Consider the following 701-nt stretch of genomic DNA (forward strand, 5'->3'; position numbering starts at 1 on the left):
CGCGCGGCGTCGCCTCGCGGCATCCTGGGCGGAGCAGCACGACGGGGCCTCCGCGCCGAAGTGGCTCACCCAGGTGCTCGACCCCGACACGCTCACCGTGGGGTTCGCGCGACGCGTGCCGACGTACAAGCGCCTGACGCTCATGCTGAGCGACCCCGATCGGCTGAAGTCGATCCTGACGAACCCCGATAGACCGGTGCAGTTCGTGATCGCCGGCAAGTCGCATCCGGCCGACGACGAGGGCAAGCGGCTCATCCAGCAGCTCGTGCAGTTCGCGCAGCAGCCCGAGCTGCGCGACCGCATCGTGTTCCTGCCCGACTACGACATGGGCATGGCCGAGCTGCTCTACCCCGGCTGCGACGTGTGGCTGAACAACCCGTTGCGACCGCTCGAGGCGTGCGGTACCTCGGGCATGAAGGCGGCCATGAACGGCGCCCTGAACCTGTCGATCCTCGACGGCTGGTGGGCCGAGTTCGCGGGCGACGACTACGGCTGGGTGATCCCGTCGGCGGATGCCGCGGGCGACGCCGGCGAGCGTGACGCCCTCGAGGCGGCCGCCCTCTAYGAACTGCTCGAGCACCGTGTYGCCACCCGGTACTACGAGCGCGACGCCGACGGGGTTCCCGTGGAGTGGGTGCGCCGCGTGCGGCAGACGCTCGCGGTGCTCGTGCCGCAGCTCGGCGCAGATCGCATGGTGCGGC

Annotated in this window: 1 protein-coding gene; it reads left to right on the forward strand. The window is 70.7% G+C overall.

What is annotated here, in order from left to right:
* Positions 1-701, forward strand: a 701-nt coding sequence (gene glgP / locus AC1DY2_RS20340; protein WP_476764063.1) for an alpha-glucan family phosphorylase, incomplete at both ends; no start/stop codon positions are given.

It is taken from the genome of Agromyces sp. P1_H4, from assembly GCF_056405255.1.